General features: G+C 41.7%; 17 protein-coding genes. 4 read left to right on the top strand and 13 right to left on the bottom strand.

The window, feature by feature from the left end:
- Positions 1–18: 18 nt before the first annotated feature.
- From secA to hpf, 3 genes are all read right to left on the bottom strand, one after another.
- Positions 19–2,532 (bottom strand): preprotein translocase subunit SecA, encoded by a 2,514-nt coding sequence (secA, locus tag IEV27_RS16650; RefSeq protein WP_188378627.1) that lies wholly within the window; start codon positions 2,530–2,532, stop codon positions 19–21.
- A gap of 175 nt (positions 2,533–2,707) precedes the next feature.
- Positions 2,708–2,908 carry a hypothetical protein gene (locus IEV27_RS16645; protein ID WP_188378626.1) on the bottom strand — a complete coding sequence of 67 codons (201 nt, stop codon included), beginning with the start codon at positions 2,906–2,908 and terminating at the stop codon, positions 2,708–2,710.
- Positions 2,909–3,137: 229 nt separating this feature from the next.
- A complete protein-coding gene (gene hpf, locus IEV27_RS16640) occupies positions 3,138–3,701 on the bottom strand; it encodes a ribosome hibernation-promoting factor, HPF/YfiA family (protein ID WP_188378625.1) in 564 nt (187 codons plus the stop codon).
- Positions 3,702–4,071: 370 nt separating this feature from the next.
- Here hpf and IEV27_RS16635 point away from each other — a divergent pair, with 370 nt between their 5' ends.
- The 4 genes from IEV27_RS16635 (at position 4,072) to IEV27_RS16620 (ending at position 8,151) form a co-directional block, all read left to right on the top strand.
- The gene (locus IEV27_RS16635; RefSeq protein ID WP_188378624.1) at positions 4,072–5,199 is read left to right on the top strand and encodes an acyltransferase; all 1,128 of its coding nucleotides are present in this window, start codon (positions 4,072–4,074) and stop codon (positions 5,197–5,199) included.
- 396 nt (positions 5,200–5,595) lie between these two features.
- Positions 5,596–6,390: an ABC transporter ATP-binding protein gene (locus IEV27_RS16630; RefSeq protein WP_188378623.1), complete on the top strand. Its 795-nt coding sequence runs from the start codon at positions 5,596–5,598 to the stop codon at positions 6,388–6,390.
- Positions 6,368–7,126: an ABC transporter permease gene (locus tag IEV27_RS16625; RefSeq protein WP_188378622.1), complete on the top strand. Its 759-nt coding sequence runs from the start codon at positions 6,368–6,370 to the stop codon at positions 7,124–7,126. The genes IEV27_RS16630 and IEV27_RS16625 overlap by 23 nt, the downstream gene beginning before the upstream one ends.
- A 20-nt stretch (positions 7,127–7,146) precedes the next feature.
- Positions 7,147–8,151, top strand: coding sequence for an aliphatic sulfonate ABC transporter substrate-binding protein (locus tag IEV27_RS16620; protein WP_188378621.1), 1,005 nt, complete (start codon positions 7,147–7,149; stop codon positions 8,149–8,151).
- A gap of 96 nt (positions 8,152–8,247) precedes the next feature.
- Here the strand turns inward: IEV27_RS16620 and fliT are convergent, their stop codons facing one another.
- The 10 genes from fliT to flgK all read right to left on the bottom strand — a co-directional run bounded on the left by fliT (position 8,248) and on the right by flgK (position 16,140).
- The gene (fliT, locus tag IEV27_RS16615; protein ID WP_188378620.1) at positions 8,248–8,601 is read right to left on the bottom strand and encodes a flagellar protein FliT; all 354 of its coding nucleotides are present in this window, start codon (positions 8,599–8,601) and stop codon (positions 8,248–8,250) included.
- On the bottom strand, positions 8,601–8,990 hold the full coding sequence (gene fliS, locus IEV27_RS16610) for a flagellar export chaperone FliS (RefSeq protein ID WP_188378619.1): 390 nt from the start codon (positions 8,988–8,990) through the stop codon (positions 8,601–8,603). The genes fliT and fliS overlap by 1 nt, the downstream gene beginning before the upstream one ends.
- A gap of 23 nt (positions 8,991–9,013) precedes the next feature.
- Positions 9,014–10,489: a flagellar hook-associated protein 2 gene (locus IEV27_RS16605; RefSeq protein WP_229735400.1), complete on the bottom strand. Its 1,476-nt coding sequence runs from the start codon at positions 10,487–10,489 to the stop codon at positions 9,014–9,016.
- 12 nt (positions 10,490–10,501) lie between these two features.
- Positions 10,502–10,870, bottom strand: a complete 369-nt coding sequence (gene flaG, locus IEV27_RS16600; RefSeq protein WP_229735399.1) for a flagellar protein FlaG — start codon at positions 10,868–10,870, stop codon at positions 10,502–10,504.
- Positions 10,871–11,035: 165 nt separating this feature from the next.
- Complete coding sequence (locus tag IEV27_RS16595; RefSeq protein WP_188378617.1) at positions 11,036–12,295, bottom strand: flagellin N-terminal helical domain-containing protein; 1,260 nt, start codon at positions 12,293–12,295, stop codon at positions 11,036–11,038.
- Between the two features lie 126 nt (positions 12,296–12,421).
- Positions 12,422–12,649, bottom strand: coding sequence for a carbon storage regulator CsrA (gene csrA / locus IEV27_RS16590; protein WP_188378616.1), 228 nt, complete (start codon positions 12,647–12,649; stop codon positions 12,422–12,424).
- On the bottom strand, positions 12,636–13,088 hold the full coding sequence (gene fliW, locus IEV27_RS16585; protein ID WP_188378615.1) for a flagellar assembly protein FliW: 453 nt from the start codon (positions 13,086–13,088) through the stop codon (positions 12,636–12,638). Before fliW ends, csrA begins: the two co-directional genes overlap by 14 nt.
- Positions 13,089–13,103: 15 nt before the next feature.
- Positions 13,104–13,655 carry a DUF6470 family protein gene (locus IEV27_RS16580; RefSeq protein WP_188378614.1) on the bottom strand — a complete coding sequence of 184 codons (552 nt, stop codon included), beginning with the start codon at positions 13,653–13,655 and terminating at the stop codon, positions 13,104–13,106.
- A 59-nt stretch (positions 13,656–13,714) separates the two neighbouring features.
- Positions 13,715–14,590, bottom strand: coding sequence for a flagellar hook-associated protein FlgL (gene flgL, locus IEV27_RS16575; protein WP_188378613.1), 876 nt, complete (start codon positions 14,588–14,590; stop codon positions 13,715–13,717).
- An 11-nt stretch (positions 14,591–14,601) separates the two neighbouring features.
- Positions 14,602–16,140 (bottom strand): flagellar hook-associated protein FlgK, encoded by a 1,539-nt coding sequence (gene flgK / locus IEV27_RS16570; RefSeq protein WP_188378612.1) that lies wholly within the window; start codon positions 16,138–16,140, stop codon positions 14,602–14,604.
- Positions 16,141–16,152 lie beyond the last annotated feature (12 nt).

The following is a 16,152-nucleotide window of genomic DNA, read 5'->3' as shown; positions in this document are numbered from 1 at the left end:
GAAGTGTCTCTTCTTTTATCACCCGTGGCAGTTCTTATACTTTTTACCACTGCCGCAAGGGCAAGGATCATTTCGCCCTATCGTATCTTTTTTCACATAAGGTGTCTTTTTCTTGCTTTCTTTACTTTCCTCTCCGCTTCCTGAAACCGCCTTTGCTCCTTGAGCTACTTCTTGGCGCTGCAGGTTATTACGGATTTGTGCTTTCATAACATATTTAGCGACTTCTTCATCAATGGTTTGAACCATTTTTTCAAACATGCTGAAACCTTCAAATTGATACTCGCGCAGAGGATCGTTTTGACCGTAGGCACGTAGGTGAATCCCTTGTCGCAATTGATCCATTTGGTCAATGTGATCCATCCATTTTTGGTCGACGGTACGAAGCAGAATGACTTTTTCAAATTCACGCATTTGCCCTTCTTCCATCTCTGCTTCTTTTTCATCATATCGCTGCTTCACTTTTTGTAAAATCAGCTCTACCATTTCTTCAGGATCTTTACCTTTTAAGTCTTCAACTTTAACATCGCCTTCTTGCAGCAAGTTCGCTCTGCAATATTCAACGATCGCTTCAAGGTCCCAATCTTCATCCAACTCTTCTGTTGTATGAGCTTGAACCGTTTGTTGAACAACTCTTTCAATCATTTGTTCAATGATTTCACGTAAGTTTTCTGAAGTAAGAACATCGTAACGCTGCTGGTAAATAACTTCACGCTGCTGACGTAATACATCATCGTAAGAAAGGATCGTTTTACGCGCATCGAAGTTATTCCCTTCCACACGTTTTTGAGCAGACTCAACAGCGCGGGAAATCATTTTACTTTCAATCGGCTGTGAATCATCCATCCCTAAACGTTCCATCATGTTACGCATGTTATCAGAAGCGAAGCGGCGCATTAACTCATCATCCGTTGCTAGATAAAATTGAGACATACCCGGATCACCTTGACGGCCGGAACGACCACGCAGCTGATTATCAATACGACGGGACTCGTGACGTTCTGTTCCTAATACGGCTAGTCCTCCAAGATCGCGGACGCCATCACCAAGTTTGATGTCGGTACCACGACCAGCCATGTTCGTTGCAATCGTAACCGCGCCTTTTTGACCGGCATTTTCAATAATCTCTGCTTCGCGAAAATGGTTTTTCGCGTTCAATACGTTATGAGGCACTTTCGCCTTATTTAAATACCGCGAAATGATTTCTGAAGTTTCCACTGCTACAGTACCTACCAAAACAGGTTGCCCTTTTTGGTAACGCTCTTTAATATCCTCAACTACAGCTTTAAACTTACCATCCATTGTTTTATAGACGAGGTCTGGTCGATCGTCACGAACGATCGGTTTGTTTGTTGGAATTGAGATGACGCGCATATTGTAAATGTTAAGAAATTCTTCTTCTTCCGTCTTAGCGGTACCTGTCATTCCAGAGAGCTTTTCATACATGCGGAATAAGTTCTGAAATGTAATGGAAGCCAGCGTCATGCTTTCGTTTTGAATACGTAAACCTTCTTTGGCTTCAATCGCCTGGTGAAGACCATCGCTGTAACGGCGGCCTTTCATTAGGCGACCTGTAAATTGGTCGACAATCACAACTTCATCTTCTTCGACTACATAATCTGTATCCCGCTGCATCGTTGTATGAGCTTTTAATGCCTGGTTAATATGGTGAATTAACGATACATTGGCAAGATCGAAAAGGTTTTCTATTTTAAAGTATTTTTCAGCTTTATTGATGCCTTCTTCTGTTAATTGAACATTTTTCGTTTTCTCGTCAAACGTAAACTCGTCGTCTTGTCGAAGCAGGCGAACGAATGCGTTAGCTGATTGATATAAATCAGCTGATTTTGACGCAGTCCCCGAAATAATTAACGGTGTACGAGCCTCATCAATTAAGATCGAGTCTACCTCATCAATGATCGCGTAATGAAGCGGACGCTGCACCATTTGTTCTTTGTATAAGACCATGTTGTCACGTAAATAATCGAAACCGAACTCATTATTCGTTCCATACGTGATGTCGGCCAGGTAGGCTTCACGTTTTTCATCCTTAGACATGCCGTTAAGGTTCAAACCAACAGTCAGTCCAAGAAATTGGAAAAGCTCTCCCATCTCTGTGGAGTCACGGCTTGCTAAATAGTCATTGACTGTGATGATGTGAACACCTTTACCTGTAATGGCATTAAGATAAGCTGGCATGGTAGAAGCCAGTGTTTTACCTTCCCCGGTTTTCATTTCAGCAATGTTACCTTCATGAAGGGCTACAGCACCCATCACCTGCACATCAAACGGACGCATGCCTAATACACGTTTTGAAGCTTCTCGAACGACGGCAAAAGCTTCCAGCATCATATCATCCAGCTTTTCACCGTTTTCGTAGCGTTCCTTAAATTCATCCGTCTTTTTACGTAAGCCATCATCTGACAGCTTCGCTATATCTGTCTCTAATTCATTCACTTTTTCAGTGATTTTTTCTAAACTTTTAAGTTGGCGAGAGTTTCCATCACCAAATATCTTTTTAAGCGTTCCAATCATTGCAACCGCTCCTCTTTTATTTCCTATCTTCGGTTGAATATAGTTTAATCCAACCATTATCATAACACTAAAGAGAGCGACGTGACAACAAATCACCGTATGAGAAGCACGCTATAAGGGAAGAAAAAAGACGAACCAGCAGCCCGAGGATGAGCTGCTCATTCGATGGAGGCGATTATGGGGATAAGGAAGGGGCCAAACGAGGTTGGTGCTCACGTACGAGCTGATGCTCCATCTTCAATTGACGTTGATCCACATCATAAATACGACGGTTGGCAGCACCAATAATCTCTACGAGTTGAGCAATCGTTTCTTCCTGCTGTTTCATCCTTTGATAAAGATGAAGACAGTCAGAACAAGTATAAGTATAGGTCATGATTTCGCCTCCCATGGTAGGAATCTTGCTATTTCTTTATACCATGAATATGAGAAGGAAAGAAAAGCGCAGTTTTTCAATTTTCCGAATAAAATATTAATAGAAAATCAGCGTTTGCCTAGCCATAAATAAAGGTTTAATGAACATGAATGAGCGCTCTATCTACGTTTCATAGTTTAGGACAAAAAAAGAACAGCTCCTTGGAAGGGACTGCTCTTTTTTTTAGTTATCACGTTTCAATCAAACCGTAACGTCCGTCACGACGCTTGTAGACAATGTTTGTTTCGTCGGTATCCGCATTCGTAAATACGTAAAACGCGTGACCTAGTAAATCCATCTGCAAGGCAGCTTCTTCACTATCCATTGGCTTTAAGTCAAAACGCTTTGTTCTTACAATTTCGATATCAGACTCATCATTATTATAGTTCTCTTCTCGCTGTTCTTGAGCTTCTCGTTCCAGTTCAGCAAACACATATTTAGGTGCGCCTTCCTGGCGGGATCTGCGATTCACTTTCGTTTTGTACTTTCGAATTTGTCTTTCCAATTTATCTACCACAAGGTCGATGGCAGCGTATAAGTCTGTATTGTGTTCTTCTGCACGAAGAAGTAGATTCTTCATAGGAATTGTGACCTCGATTGTCTGCTCATCATTGTAGACACTTAAATTAACGTGTACTTCTGATGACGGGGGAGTTTCAAAGTAGCGCTCCAGTTTGCCCACCTTTTTCTCCACATAATCCTTTATTGGATCCGTCACCTCTAAGTTTTCACCACGAATGTTGTAAGTTAACATTTAGAAGTGTCCTCCTTTCATCCTTATGTAGTTTATATTCTACCATACCCTTGCCTATTCCTGCATAAACTTACGGAATCTTTTGACTATATTGTGTCGGTAATTGCTGGAATTGTTATTTAAAAGGCGTTATTAGGGGAAATGACGCACAAACTAATCCAAATCCCAAAATAAATATAAAATCAGGTTTTTATTCCATTAAATTAGGAAAATAACGAGAGAGATGCGTTTTGGCCACTTTCATAAAACCTTCTCTTCATTTTCAATTTATTAAAATACCATTTTGAAAAGTGATGAGGAACGGACAAAGAAATTGAAAAAAACCTAACATTATAATGGACAACTAGAATACACATGAGGATGATTGGATTTGGAGAAAAAATATTTATACGAAATTAACTTTGTTCGTGCGATCGCATGCTTATTAGTGGTAATGGTACACGTAGGCGCTCGATTCTACGGCGCTTATGATGAAAGTCATACGACACTCACCAATTTCTTTAACCAAATATCGCGGATTGGAACGCCTCTTTTTGCTGTAATGAGCGGATTTTTGCTCTATAATCAAATGGCTAAGAAACATTTTAAAGTTTCTCACTTTCTAAAAAGCCGTATGGTTAAAATTATTTCGCCCTTTGTCGTTTGGAGTTTATTTTATTTAGCTTTCGATTACTTCAACGGGATAGAAGTCTTTCCTGATTGGTCCAATTCATCAGAAGTTGCTGACTTTACATACCAATTTATTACTGGAGAATCGTATTTTCACCTTTACTTTATCAGCTTAGTCATTCAATTTTATTTTTTATTTCTTATCATTCGAAAGTGGATGAATTTAAAAACCATTACATTCGCAACGATCCTTTCAATTTACGTAAACTATCTATTTGTAACTAATAATTTCGAGGTGAATAACGAGTACGTAAACTCTTTCATTAATAGCCGGACATTTTTACTGCAGTGGATTTACTACTTTATGCTCGGTGCATTATTAGTTAAACTCTGGCCTTACATTCATCAATTTTTATTAAAAAAATCAAATCAAATGTTTACATTAATCACAGGATTATTCGTCCTTATTTTTAGTGTGTTAGATTATCACTCACACCAGCAAATTATAAATTCAAATGAGAACTTATTGCATTTTATTACCATTCCGATCGCTTTTATTGTTCTTATTAGCTTGTACTATCAGTTAATCTTCTGGAAAGATTTTATTATGGAAGGTTTTATAAAGTTAGGAAATATGTCAATGGGAATTTATCTTATCCACCCATTTGTGATTACCTTGTATCAGTGGTATGCCCCTTATGATGTTTTTGCTGAGCCGATCTATATCATCCCTTTTCATATTATGGTTGTCTTCATCTGTATTGTTCTTCTAAAAATCATTTCATTTTTACCGTTTAGTCAATACATTGTAACTTTAGTTAAATCGAATCGGAAAAACATACAATATAACATGGCGGAAAGCCGAAATTTAATTCGTTCTTCCAATTAATTAGGCAGGGACAAAACTGAATAAAGCATAAAACAATCCGAACGATTCTGTAGAAATCAGTTCGGATTATTTATGTTAAAGAGAATTTACACATCGCTCCGTCAAAATACTTCGCTTTCCGTGGGCACGGCCTCAGCTTCCTCAGAAAGCAAAGAGCGCTTTCCTGCGGGAGCTTCGACTCGCGCTGTTCCCACAGGAGTCTTCGCATTTTGACTACGCTAATGAGCTGCGATTATACGAATATTCGTTTTTTGTCATCCCTGATTTACTTATGTTCCGGTCTCATTTTTTAAATATTTTAAAAAGTATTGCACAGGACATGAAACAACTGTATAATCATAAACTATATCAAAACCAACTAAATCAATAGGAATTATAAAAAAAGGAGGGATTTACATGTTTCTTGAACTAAACAATGTCGGAAAAACTTTCAAAGATAAAGAACAAGGGGAGTTCGAAGTTTTTTCAGACATCGATTTATCGATCGAGAAAAAGGAATTTGTTTCATTACTAGGTCCCTCAGGCTGTGGGAAATCCACCCTTCTTTCCATGGTTGCCGGTCTTGAGCATGCGACGACCGGCTCAATGTCGCTAGAAGGACACGAGATTAAACAAGCTGGCCCAGACCGCGGCATGGTCTTTCAGCAAGCTTCTTTATTCCCTTGGCTGAACGTAAAAGATAATGTGATGTTCCCGCTGAAATCCACAATGAGTAAGAAGGAAGCGGAAGAACGGGCGGATCACTTCTTAAAAATGGTGCACTTAAGCCGATTTAAGAAACATTATACGTATGAGCTTTCAGGAGGTATGCAGCAGCGCGTGGCCATTGCGCGTGCTCTCGCTATGGATCCCAAGGTTCTCCTCATGGATGAACCGTTTGGTGCTTTGGATGAGCAGACCCGTCATATTCTCCACGACGAGCTCATTAAAGTGTGGCAGGAAACCCAAAAGACCATCTTATTTGTGACTCACAGTATTCAAGAAGCCATTAAACTGAGTGACCGAATTATCGTGATGGGAACGCGCCCAGGCAGGATTATCGCTGATTTTAATGTAGATATACCTCGCCCACGCAGTCGTTCAGATGAAAGAGTCATCCAGTTTGAAGATGAGGTTATGAACCTGCTTAAGGGAGAAATCAATAAAGTATTAAAGGAAGAATTAACTAATGAAATTGAATATTCTTATTAAACGTATCTTATTTCTAGTGGCGGTTCTCGGCATCTGGCAGCTGATATTCACACTAGGTATTCTTGAAGAAATTATCTTTCCCTCTCCTACTAGTGTAGGAGAAGCCCTTTATAACGGGTTTACCCGCGGTGATTTCGTCGGCGCTTTAGGAGCCAGCTTTAAGCACTTATTTATAGGATTATTTATGGCGATTGCCTTCGGAACCATTCTCGGCGTGATTTTAGGGAAATCCAAACAAGCGGATGAAACAGCCGGCATGTACCTAATCGCAATGCAAAGTATTCCAAGTATCGTTTGGGTACCATTAGCGATCATGCTGTTTGGCTTCTCTGAGTTTGCTGTTATTTTTGTGGTCGTTCTTGGCGGTACATTCGTCATGGCGCTCAACGTCAGAACAGCCATTCAAAGTGTGCCACCACAATTTTTGCGTGCTGCTAAAACCATGGGCACAAGCGGATTTCGAATGTTTTTTAGAGTCGAAGTTCCTTCGAGCGTCCCTTACTTTATGACGGGGCTGCGTCTTGCTTGGGCATTTAGCTGGAGAGCTCTTATGGCGGGTGAATTGTTAAGTAACGGTCCTGGTCTAGGCTACTCATTAGCCTACGCTCAAGACTACGCACGTATGGACCAAGTGGTTGCGATCATTGTCATTATTGGCGTGATTGGAGCATTTGCCGATCAATTAGTCTTTTCTAAACTAGAGAAAAACGTAAGAAGTCGTTGGGGATTAGCTTAAATGATGAAAGGGAGATTATATTGAAGAAAATTATTTCTATATTTAGTTTAGTCGTATTAGCAGGTATATTAGCTGCATGTGGCAGCGATTCAGGAGCAAGCAGCGGCTCAGGTTCTGATGATTCGGTAACGATTGGATACTTTCCAAATGTAGACCACGCTGCAGGAATGGTTGCAGAGGAAAAAGGATTCTATGAAGATACATTACCAGATGGCACAGAAGTGAACTATCAATACTTTCCAGACGGTTCAGCCTTTATGACAGCCATTGAAACGGGAGAAATTGAAGGCGGAATCGTAGGACCAGGACCGGCAATGAACCACTTCACAAGCGGTGCTGATATTAACATCGTAGCAGCCGGTGCTACAGGCGGAACAGTAATTATGAAGCGAAATGGGGCAGACATTGAATCAGCTGAAGATATTAAAGGAAAAACATTCATCTCCCCTCGCGTAGGCTGCACGCACGACGTACAGTTTGAAGCAATGATGAAAGATGAATTCGGCATTACCTCTGATCGTCTCGACGGAGAAATGAAGCACGTAACGGGGAAACCAGCCACATACAGCAGCATGTTTGAATCTGGAAAAGTAGACGTCGCAGCAGTTCCAGAGCCATGGGCCGCTTATATTGAAGCAGAAGGCACAGGGGAAGTGATGTTCCAGAACGATGAAGTGGCTCACAACGCTGACATGCCGGCTTCTGTTTTTGTAACGTCTGAGAAGTTAAAAGAGAAAGATCCGGGACTTATTCAAAACTTAGTCGATGCACACAAAAATGCTACAGACTTTGTAAATGAGAACCCTGAAGAATCTAAAGAAATTGCGATTGAAAAGATTGAAGAAATTACAGATCAGAAGCTTTCAAAAGAAGTGGTCGACAGCTCCTGGGAGCGCATGAACTTCACATACGAAGTTGACGAAAAAGAAATCCAAATGTTTGCAGACTCTTCTTATGAGCTGCAGTTCCTTGAAGAAAAACCAAACTTAAATGGTTTAGTGGATACCACTTTTATTGAAGAATAAAGTAAGAGAGCCTTCCAGCATCGGAAGGCTCTTTTTATGCTTTCTAAAAAACTAACAATTAATAAAAAAGTAAGCGACAGACAACTTCTCTGCCGCTTACTTTTTTCGATCCATAAACATCCCATCATAGGCGGATAAGCTCTGATAAGGATTTGTATATTTTTGATTGCTGGATTTCTGCCTCTTCACGTTACGCATTTCTCTTTTTAATCCACCAAAAAGAAGGTCAAGCATTTGTTGAATATCCTTATCTAAGGACTTCACTCTTTCCACTCTTGCTTTTTCCTCTTCGTCCTCAGGCTGAGACAGCTCTGGAAGAAGTTCAGAGCGTACCGCAAGCAGTCGTTGAACGTTTTGGATGACCCGTGCTCGGTTGTCATCCGTTACCCGTTGGTGAACCTGTTGCGATAGTTCCTCTGTATGCTGCAAAAACACGGACCAGCTGCTCATTAAGCCGTGCCACCCGTTCCATATTGTGCTTTCCTAGCCTGCAGCAGCACTTGTTTCCAAGTATCACGGAACTCCGTCACAAGCCCTTCAACTTCATCAAGAATCGCTGCGTCGTTTTTCGTATTTGCCTCAATAAGGCGGTTCATCATATACTCATACAACGGCAACACATCATTCGCTACGGCGTAATCCTGGTTCATCGTCACCATAAGCTCACGTATAATCGCCTGCGCTTTTTGGATTACTTCATTTTTCTTCGCATAATCCTTCTGTTCCAAAGCTTTCTTACCACCGCGGATGAACTTAATACAGCCGTTGTAAAGCATTAGCGTAAGCTCGCCTGGTGAAGCCGTTTCTACTGAATTATTTTGATAGGCTTGAATAGACATTTAACCAAACACTCCTTTTAAAATTACATCATGCCTCCGCCAAAGTTCTGCTGAATATAGGAGGACTGGGAATTCATATCCTGTATGGCTTTCTCCATTGCTCCGAACTCAGACCAGTAGCGGTCCTCAATTTGAGTTAAACGATCCTGAAACTTAAGCATGCGATCATCCAAATTAACTAGTTCTCTTCCTAACGTAAATGACTGGTTTAAGCTCGTATCTTTGCCTGCTTTTCTCTCAATCGACTGACGAGTATTTGAGATTGTATCCTCAATCTGACGCACAATCCCTGTACTCTCACCTTCACCATTATTAGAAAATAACTGTTTAACAGAATCAGCATCTTCTGTTAAAGCCTCACGAAGCTTATCTTCGTCAACTTCTAATTTTCCACGATCGCGGTAATTGGATGATGTTTCAATTCCAATTTGAGATAAATGATTAAATGCACCATCATTCTCTACTTTGTTGTACCAGCTTCCTCTCATTTGAGAGAGAGCACCCGATATAACGGAATCTCCTTGAAGCAGACCTTTTTTCGCTTCCTCTTCCCATTTCTCGATTTCATCGTCTTCCATTGCCTCTTTTTGCTCTTCTGTTAATGGATCGTAGTCGCGATTTTTTCTTTCACTTAATTTATCACCAAGTCCTTCAATGATTTCATTGTATTTATCAACGAAGTCGGTAATCTTTTCTACAGCGCCATCGACGTTGTTCGTTACGTTTACCGTAGAAGAACCTACTTCGCTAAAGGTAAAATCTACTCCATTAACAGAATAGTTGTTTTCGTGGGAAGTGATTTCAAAATCGCTGTCTCCATAATTAAACGCAGCGTCTGCTCCCCCTCTTTCATTATTCAGTCCAAGAGTATCGGTTAGAAAAGTTGCTCCGTCACCTGTAAACGCCATTTCATCGCCGTCCATACGATTCCCAGTCTCTGAACGCTCCATCATCACCTTATCCGCGCTTCCATCATAAAAAGCTCGAACACCAACGCCAGCGCCACTAATATCTTTTAACACATCGTTTAACGAATCATCACTCTCAAACGTAAACTCATGCTCTCCCTCACTCGTAGTAATCGTAAAAGAACCACCGTCAGCCCACTCTGCAAACTGATTACCGATATCATCATCAGGGTCTAATTTTTCATCTCGATCAGCGGACAGCTTAGTCTCACTAATGTTATATGCAGCTGAAGCGAGCTGAGTAACTTCGACATTATATCTGCCCTCCCCGGCACTCGAACTGGCTTCAGCCGTAACAGCTGAACCTGTAGCAGAAGCTTCCTTTGATTGGTATGTACGATCAAGCTTCATATCCAGAGCTAAATTATCAAGCTCAAGAAACTGCTTATTCACATCACGATAAGCATCCCGTTCCCATTCAATTTTCGTTTTATCCTGTTCCATCTTATTCAGCGGCTGACGTTCCGCGTCCATAAGGTCACTTACGATTTGATCTATATCCATTCCCGTCGCATTCCCAGCTACGCGCATTCCGATCACCTCTTATATTTTGTCATCGACAATAAAGCCAAGAAATTCAGCCATCGCTCCATAGTAATCCAGCATTTTCTTCGGCGGAATCTCTTTTACTACCTCGTTTGTTTTCATATCTACGACCGTCACGTAATATTTATCAAGCTTATCATGAAGCTGAAAACGCAGCGAAGTAGGTTCATAGTCCAGCAGTGCATTCATTTTATCTATGATTTCAGTTGCATGTAATTTATCCGGTGCCCCTCCAAGATGAGGTTTCGCCTTATTTGTCTCTCTCTGTAATTCTTTCAAATTCTCCTGAACGGCTGCGATATCATTAAGTTGTGTAGTATTTCTCTGCAGAAGCTGTGATTGGGCCATGCTCTTCTTGACATCCACCTTCAACAACTCCCCATACTATTCGGTTTTCTTTTTATATCGGTTTTTATTATTAAATGTTGAGGAATTTATAAAATTAGCAGGATAAAACGTGGGATTTAAAAAGAGGGAATATTAATTAAAAACCAAAGGATGACACTTAGTGCCATCCTTTGGTTTTTGTACTTATTGTAGAAGTTGTAGAACTCCTTGTGGTTGTTGATTGGCTTGAGCCAACATCGCTTGAGACGCTTGTCCAAGAATTGAATTCTTCGTTTGACTCATCATTTCTTCAGCCATGTCGACATCGCGAATTCGTGATTCCGCAGCTGTTAGGTTTTCAGAAGATGTGCCAAGGTTGTTGATTGTGTGATCTAAACGGTTTTGTAAAGCACCCAGTTTAGAACGCTCGGCTGATACAGATTCGATCGCATTATTAATATTTGTAATTGAAGAATCAGCCGCTTCTTGAGATGAGACGTCAGTACCTCCGATTTCAACTGTGTCTCCATCAGCTAAGTCTGCATATGAACCGCTGATATCAAGCACGTCCCCTCCATCATTGGAATAAACGCCATTCCCATCGTCTTTAGCGATCGTGTTTCCATTCGAGTCCATTAACACACCGTTTGACTTATCAATTTCATAGGTGCCAGCTTCCAACCCATCGTTAGCAACCGATGCCGTTCCCGTGGAGGTACCAGATGTATCGACTGATACTGATCCTGATGTAACACCATCTGTAAATGTTAATGTTTCAGAATCATCTCCGGTAAATGTTTCACCACCATCAGTACTAGTGGCGGCTACTTCGCCATCACTATTGATCAAATCATGCTCGCCGTCTTCATTTTCTTGAACCGTGTATTCACCGTCAACAATGGTTTCAGACCCACTACCAGCTGCATATGTGCCTTCTAATTCAAACTCAGCATCTCCAGCCATTCCCAGTTCGAAACCGCGCATATCGTTTACTTCTAGAGAAAGGTTTTGGCCTTCATTGGCACCGATTTGGAAGGTCCCTTCGAAACTGCCGTCTAAAAGATTTTGTGTATTGAATTCGGTGTTGTCACCAATACGAGACAATTCTTCGGATAATTGATCTACTTCCTTTTGAATTTCTTGACGATCAGCATCAGTATTCGTATCGTTCGCAGATTGAGTCGCTAGTTCACGCATACGCTGTAGGATATCGTGACTTTCATTTAAAGCCCCTTCAGCCGTCTGAATCATAGAAATACCATCCTGCGAGTTACGAGATGCTTGATCTAGCCCACGAATCTGACCGCGCATTTTTTCAGAGATTGCAAGACCCGCAGCATCGTCTCCGGCTTTGTTAATACGAAGACCTGATGAAAGCTTCTCCATAGAGTTCTGTTGCCCTTTGTTTGCTTCGCCCATTTGACGGTGTGTGTTTAACGCCGCAATGTTGTGATTAATTCTCATTTTTTAAATTCCTCCTTGAATGTGTAAGTCATTTCACGTCCTTGTGAAATTCTTAAGTACAAAACAATAGCCGGCCGACTTTTGTAATGCGTTACATTACTTATATCGACCGACTAGGATGATAGTTTAATTGTTTTTTGTATTTTTTAGCATATCCAGTATATTTTCGTTAAAAACTGCTGCTTCCGCATTTTCTTCTTTAATTGATACATACACTTCCTGCCGATGAATATCCACATGCTTTGGTGCTTCAATTCCGAGCTTCACTTGTCCGCCTTCTACAGAAACAACTTTCACTGAAATTTCATCGCCGATCCGTACAGATTCTCCAGACTTGCGGTTAAGGACGAGCATTAACTTCACCGCCTTGCGCTTGCAATAGAGGATGCTTCGTTTGGTAGTCTGTATCGTGTAAAATCACTTGCTTTCCTAGTTTCTTCTCAACATTTACTACAATCGGCGCCTGTAAATTAAGCGTTGAGTTCGCAAATGGTTCTTTTAACGTAATTACACTATAAACAGCGACTTCTTCAAGCTTGTTAATTTCTACATCAGAAAGTGATTTCTTATCTAAATCAAATGCATAGTCTTTATAAAAAAGGTAAGGATTCGTTACAATTAAAGCCACTGCCGCTTCATCGACCGACTGCAATGCTAGATAAATACCGTCTTCATCAACCGGTAAAAACACAAAAGAATGATAGTTTTCAAACCCTGGCAGGCCCTGCTCAAAGTGTAAAAAATCCTCTTCATTCACATCAATCACACCAAAATATTTCGTATGTATGTTCATTACTAGCTCCTTTCATTACACTTTCCAATCAATTTTCAAGTCAGGATATTGCTCCATATAGCTGCTTACACTTCCAGGTGTAAAAGAAGTTTCAGGCTCCTGCCTTACTGTATGAATCATAGGCTGCTGTGGCTCTACTGAGATGTCAGCTTCCCCAGGCTGATAGGAAAGATCAACAAGATCGTAGCTCGGGCGTCCTCCAGGCTGAATGTCAAAGTCAAAACCTGCATTCCGTTCAGCTTGAACTGCTATTGGATTGCCGCCATTTTCAATCCGCATCAGCTCATCTCCTTCCGACGCTACTCGTGCCAAACCTTCCATCCACTTCTGTTCTCCGACTTGAGCCGTTTCTTTTGTCCGAACAGCACTACTTTTTAAATTAATATTGTGCCATGCCTTCGTTTGATCAATCGTCAGCTGGCCGGGCCGCTGGTTAATCGTCATCTCTGCCTGCGGCTGCTGAATCGACTGTTCTGCTTGAGGCTGGTGGATTGTTTGCTGACCTTTGTTAATAGTTAACCCGAGCCTGGCCGGCGTCGATTGAATGTGTAGTTGAGGTACCTTCATTAGAAAAACCCCCTAAAAGGAAAAAATCCAGCTTGCACTGGATTCCCCTGTTCACTTTATTACTTCAGAAAGTCCATTAAGGATGGCTGCATCACACGTGCTCCAACTCCCATTGCTGCTCGGTGGACGCTTTCCTGCGTTTTTAAATCAGTGATGACTTTTTCAATTTCAGCATCTTCGTTATCCGACATCATACGTTTTGCACTTTCTTCTTGAGAACCTAACCGATCTTCAATCAGCTCGACGCGGTTCATTCGTGCACCTAAGTCCGCTCGCTCACCGACAAAGCTATTAACGTGATCATCAAATTGACTGAGGCTGCTTCCCAGCTCGTCTTCACCTGCTCCATTTTCCAGATCAGAAGCAAACTTTTCGATATCGGAAAACAAATCCTCATTAAATACAGCACTCGGCGTTACATTTGCCTGCAGCTTGACTCCAGAGGAGACTTCCAGCTCCACAGGAGAATCATTCGAATTAATCGTAAAGTCATCCATATTCACAGGTTTTTCGGTCGTATTTTCTCCGTTGAAAATGTACTTTCCATTGACCTCGGTATTGGCAATTTCACCTAAGTGCTCCTTCAACTGCCGCACTTCTTTTGCTACATCAGCCCGTTCATTGTCACTATATGTACCGTTACTCGCCTGAACATTCAGCTCACGAATCCGCTGAATCGCCTGTGTGCCTTCATCTAAAGCCGAATCACTGTTATCCATCCAGTTATGAACTTCACCAATGTTACGCTGAAACTGCTCAACTTGACCGACCTGGGAACGATAATTCATCCCCTTCATCGCAACAACTGGATCCTGAGACGGCTTGCTGATCTTTTTACCCGTAGACAGCTGCTCCTGAAACTTCCCCATTTCCCCGTAGCTGTTGCTTAAGTTCCGAAGCATGTTATTTGAAAGCATTCCTTGTGTTACGCGCATAACTCACTCACCTACCTTCCGACTACACCCATTTGATTAATAATGCGATCAAGCATTTCGTCCACCACCGTAATATTTCGAGCGGACGCGTTGTAAGCATGTTGAAACTTAATCATATTTGTCATTTCCTCATCCAATGAAACAGCACTGACAGAATCTCGCTGTTTTTGAGCAGAATCCTTCAGCGTCTCTGCATTCCCCTTCATACGATTCGCTTCCTGTGCTTCAACAGCCATTGAGCCGACTAACGATTCGTAGTAATCATCGAGTGACGTTTCCTCACCTAGTAAATCGTTCGCCTGATATTGTACGCCTGCCAACTCACTTGCATTATCTCCGTCTCCTGCATAAGGATCTTTGGCGGCTGCAATATGATCTGAATCCTCTTTAATTTCATCAATAAGGTCAATTGAACCAGCAAGTCCTTCAACAACACCATCTTCATTGGCATCTCCTTCGACCATAAAGAAAGCTGGCACGTCATCGCCGTCTGCCATACTGTTCAATGACTGGCCGCTCCTATGTAACTCGTTAAAAGCTTCAGCAAAGCCAGTAGCCATTTTATCTAAATCAGCAAGCATATTTTCAAACGTTCCATCCGGATTGCCATTTCCATTCACAAAGCCACCGGAATCAAGAAGTCCTTTTAACTTCCCGCTTGAAGAGAATGCTGACATTGTAAATTCCTCATCGCCTAAGCTCACACTTTCAGCCAGAGAGTCATCATTATAATTCACCTGCAGCTCATTCGTTGAATTCGTTGAACCATCAACAAGCCGCGGCTCCATCGCATTTCCATTTTCATTAACTAACGAAATATTTGCTTTCCCCGTCGCCATCGCATCAGCAGAGGAAGGCGGGTCTTCATAAGAAACTTCAATGTTTACCTGCTCAGACAGCTTATCCATTAAATTGTCACGGGCATCATATAAATCGTTCGGCACCTGCCCATGAGGCTCGACCTCGGCTATCTGCTCATTCAAACTATTTATTTGCGTAGCCATAGAGTTAATATCCTTCGTTGTGACATCAACTTCCTTGGCAAGATCTCCCTGCACACTTTGTAACTTATTGGACAAATAATTAAACGTCTCCGCAACAGCCTGTCCACGCTGCCTTACCACCGATCGGGCTCCTGAATCTTCAGGATCTACCGATAAATCTTGAAGCGACTCCCAGAAGCGGTCCATCGTTTTTGATAAGCCATCCTCCGAAGGCTCATTCATAATATCTTCAAGACGTCCTAAAGCATCTGACCTTGAATCATAATAACCTGTTTTGTTATTCTCCGCTCGATATTGGTCGTCTAAGTAGCCTTCACGGATCCGCTCAATCGCTCCTGCCGTAACGCCTCCGCCAATCTGCCCTGGAATCTCCGGTCGATTGCGGGAGGATGGCGGATAAGGACCGGCTTGTTCAAAATTGACGCGCTGCCTTGTGTAGCCTTCTGTATTTGCATTTGAAATATTATGACCCGTTGTTTTCAGCGCCGATTGTTGAGCAAACAGACCGCTCTTTGCAATTTCTAATCCTCCAAAAGTTGAACCCATCGTACTCCCCCT

The organism is Halobacillus andaensis, assembly GCF_014636475.1.
Lineage (GTDB): Bacteria > Bacillota > Bacilli > Bacillales > Halobacillaceae > Halobacillus_A > Halobacillus_A andaensis.
This window is presented reverse-complemented; position numbering and strand designations above follow the sequence as displayed.

Bases quoted from the DNA above. Each gene is read 5' to 3' on its own strand.
- IEV27_RS16645 (WP_188378626.1), bottom strand. From the start codon at position 2,908: ATGACCTATACTTATACTTGTTCTGACTGTCTTCATCTTTATCAAAGG.
- IEV27_RS16625 (WP_188378622.1), top strand. From the start codon at position 6,368: ATGAAATTGAATATTCTTATTAAACGTATCTTATTTCTAGTGGCGGTT.
- hpf (WP_188378625.1), bottom strand. From the start codon at position 3,701: ATGTTAACTTACAACATTCGTGGTGAAAACTTAGAGGTGACGGATCCA.
- IEV27_RS16595 (WP_188378617.1), bottom strand. From the start codon at position 12,295: ATGAGAATTAATCACAACATTGCGGCGTTAAACACACACCGTCAAATG.
- secA (WP_188378627.1), bottom strand. From the start codon at position 2,532: ATGATTGGAACGCTTAAAAAGATATTTGGTGATGGAAACTCTCGCCAA.
- csrA (WP_188378616.1), bottom strand. From the start codon at position 12,649: ATGCTCGTCCTTAACCGCAAGTCTGGAGAATCTGTACGGATCGGCGAT.
- flgK (WP_188378612.1), bottom strand. From the start codon at position 16,140: ATGGGTTCAACTTTTGGAGGATTAGAAATTGCAAAGAGCGGTCTGTTT.
- IEV27_RS16580 (WP_188378614.1), bottom strand. From the start codon at position 13,655: ATGAAGGTACCTCAACTACACATTCAATCGACGCCGGCCAGGCTCGGG.
- flgL (WP_188378613.1), bottom strand. From the start codon at position 14,590: ATGCGCGTAACACAAGGAATGCTTTCAAATAACATGCTTCGGAACTTA.
- IEV27_RS16630 (WP_188378623.1), top strand. From the start codon at position 5,596: ATGTTTCTTGAACTAAACAATGTCGGAAAAACTTTCAAAGATAAAGAA.
- fliS (WP_188378619.1), bottom strand. From the start codon at position 8,990: ATGTCTATTCAAGCCTATCAAAATAATTCAGTAGAAACGGCTTCACCA.
- fliW (WP_188378615.1), bottom strand. From the start codon at position 13,088: ATGAACATACATACGAAATATTTTGGTGTGATTGATGTGAATGAAGAG.
- IEV27_RS16605 (WP_229735400.1), bottom strand. From the start codon at position 10,489: ATGCGCGTAGCTGGGAATGCGACGGGAATGGATATAGATCAAATCGTA.
- fliT (WP_188378620.1), bottom strand. From the start codon at position 8,601: ATGAGCAGCTGGTCCGTGTTTTTGCAGCATACAGAGGAACTATCGCAA.